The organism is Devosia sp., assembly GCF_041917035.1.
In the GTDB taxonomy this organism is placed as follows: Bacteria; Pseudomonadota; Alphaproteobacteria; order Rhizobiales; family Devosiaceae; genus Devosia_A.
This window is the reverse complement of sequence record NZ_JAYRYM010000371.1, coordinates 1-2,640: the sequence shown is the minus strand read 5'-3', so window position 1 is coordinate 2,640 and position 2,640 is coordinate 1. Positions and strand designations below refer to the sequence as shown.

Genomic DNA, 2,640 nt, shown 5'->3' with positions numbered 1-2,640 from the left:
GCTGTCCGCCCTGCTCAAGTACCGCACCACCGAAGCGATGCGGGACCGGGTCAATGACGCGATGGACATCCATGGCGGGCGCGCGGTGCAGGACGGGCCGACGAACTACCTGTTCGCCGCCTATGCGACGACCCCGGTGGCGATCACCGTCGAGGGGGCGAACATCCTCACGCGCACGCTGATCACCTTCGCCCAGGGGGCCCTGCGGGCGCATCCCTACCTCTATGCCGAGATCGAAGCGGCCCAGGCTAAGGACCGCAAGGCCGGCGTCGCGGCTTTCGACACGGCGTTCCGCGGTCACGTGAGCTTCATGCTGCGCAACATGGCGGGGAGTTTCCTCCATGCCCTGAGCGGGGGGCACTTTGCCGCCAGCCCGGTGCGCCACGAAATGGCGCGCTGGTATCGCCAGCTCAGCCGCTACGCACAGAGCTTCGCGCTGGTCGGTGACTGGACGGTCGCCTTCCTCGGCGGCGACCTCAAGCGCAAGCAGCGGCTGTCGGGCCGCATGGCCGATATCCTCTCCGACCTCTACCTGCTGTCCGCGGTGCTCAAGCGCTACGAGGACGACGGACGGCCGGAGGCGGACCGCGCCGTGGTGGATGCCGTGGCCCAGGACCTGGTGTTCTCGATGCAGTCGAGCTTTGCGGCGGTGTTCGCCAATTTCCCCAATGCCGTGCTGCGCAACCTGATGCGCGCCCTGGTGTTCCCGCTGGGCCGGCATGCCAAGCCAGCATCGGACCGCGCCACCTACCGGCTGGCCCGCTCGGTGATGGTGCCGGGCGAGTTCCGCGACCGGCTGACGAAGGGGGTCTTCGTGTCGATGGACCCCAGGGACGTGACGGGCGTGCTCGAGGATGCGCTGATCAAGGTCACCCGGGCCGAGGAGATCGAGACGAAGTTCGTGCGTGCCATCAAGAAGGGCGTGATAGAGAGGCGACTCGACCGGGACGCGATCACCGACGCCGTGGACGCAGGTGTGCTCACCGAGGCGGAGGCCGCGATACTCCGGCTCGCCGACCAGGCCACGGACCGGGTGATCCGGGTGGACGATTTCGATCCGGACGAACTGGCGGCGCGCCAGCTCGGGCGCTCATCCGAGGTCGGCACCGCGGCCGAGTGAGCCGCGGGCGCCCAACAACAAGGAGCCGGCAATGGCCCGGACGGAAATCCCCACCAGCCGGCACTGGCAGTTCCGCATCGATGTCGAGGGCATCGGCTGGCTGACCGTCGATACTCCCAAATCGCCGGTCAACACGCTGAGCCGCGAGGCCATCGTCGACCTGTCGCGGTTGGTGGAGGCGTTCGAGGCGCTGGCCGCGAGCGGCGAACTCACCGGCGTGGTGCTGCTGTCGGGCAAGGACTCGGGCTTCATCGCGGGAGCGGACGTCAGCGAGTTCGACGAGATGGCCGACCCCGGCGTGCTGGTGGCGGCGCTGGAGCGGGCGCATGCGCTGTTCAACCGCATCGAGGCGCTCAAGGTGCCGATGGTCGCCGCGATCCACGGCTTCTGCCTCGGCGGTGGCCTCGAACTGGCGCTCGCCTGCCGGTACCGCATCGCGGTGAATGCGGACGCGACCCGCATCGGCTTTCCCGAGGTCAATCTCGGCATCTTCCCCGGCTTCGGCGGGACCGGCCGGTCGATGCGGCAGGCGGGGCCGGTCGATGCCATGCAGATTATGCTCACCGGCAAGCTGCTCAGGGCCTCGCAGGCGCGCCGCATGGGCCTCGTCGACAAGCTGGTGCGGCATCGCGACATGCTGCGCTGGGAAGCGCGCAAGGCGGTGCTGCAGCGGCGGGAGAGCCGGGTGGCGCACTGGTCGAAGCGGCTTGCGGCGCTCGGACCGCTGCGCCGGTTCACCGCCGACCGGATGCGCGCCGAGGTCGGCAGGAAGGCCCGCAAGGAGCACTATCCGGCCCCGTACGCGCTGATCGACCTCTACCAGCAGCACGGCGACGACTGGCGCGCCATGTGCAAGGGGGAGATCGGCGGCTTCGCGCCGCTGATGGGCACGCCGACCGCGGCGAACCTGCGGCGGGTGTTCTTTCTGTCCGAAAGCCTCAAGAAGCAGGGCGTGCGGGGCACGGAGAAACCGGTGTTCCGGCGCGTCCACGTGATCGGTGCCGGCGTGATGGGGGGCGACATCGCCGCCTGGTGCGCGCTGCGCGGCATGGGGGTGACGCTGCAGGACCTCGATCTCGAGCGCATCAAGCCGGCGCTGGGCCGGGCCAAGTCGCTGTTCAGGAAGCGGCTCAGGACGCGCACCGAGATCGACAACGCGATCGCCCGGATCGAGGCCGATCCCGAGGGCAAGGGGCTGGCGCGGGCCGACTTGGTGATCGAGGCGGTGGTCGAGAAGCTCGAGATCAAGCGGCAGATCTTCGCCGATGCCGAGCTGCGGGCCCGGCCGGGCGCGATCCTTGCCACCAACACGTCCTCGATCGAGCTCGAGCGCATCGCCGAGCCGCTGCGCAACCCCAGCCGCCTGATCGGCCTGCACTTCTTCAACCCGGTAGCGCAGTTGCCGCTGGTCGAGGTGGTGCGATCGAAATTCAACACCGACCTCGACATCTCGCGGGGCGCGAGCTTTGCCCTCGCCATCGGCAAGTCGCCGGTGGTGGTCAAGTCGGCGCCGGGTTTTC

Annotated in this window: 2 protein-coding genes; both read left to right on the top strand. The window is 69.1% G+C overall.

Annotated features, from left to right (window positions below; translation table 11 throughout):
- Positions 1-1,120, top strand: a 1,120-nt coding sequence (locus ACE3TU_RS21200; RefSeq protein WP_374627845.1) for an acyl-CoA dehydrogenase domain-containing protein, incomplete at its 5' end; no start/stop codon positions are given.
- A 31-nt stretch (positions 1,121-1,151) separates the two neighbouring features.
- Positions 1,152-2,640 (top strand): 3-hydroxyacyl-CoA dehydrogenase NAD-binding domain-containing protein (locus tag ACE3TU_RS21195; protein WP_374627844.1); only part of this gene is annotated, 1,489 nt, incomplete at its 3' end.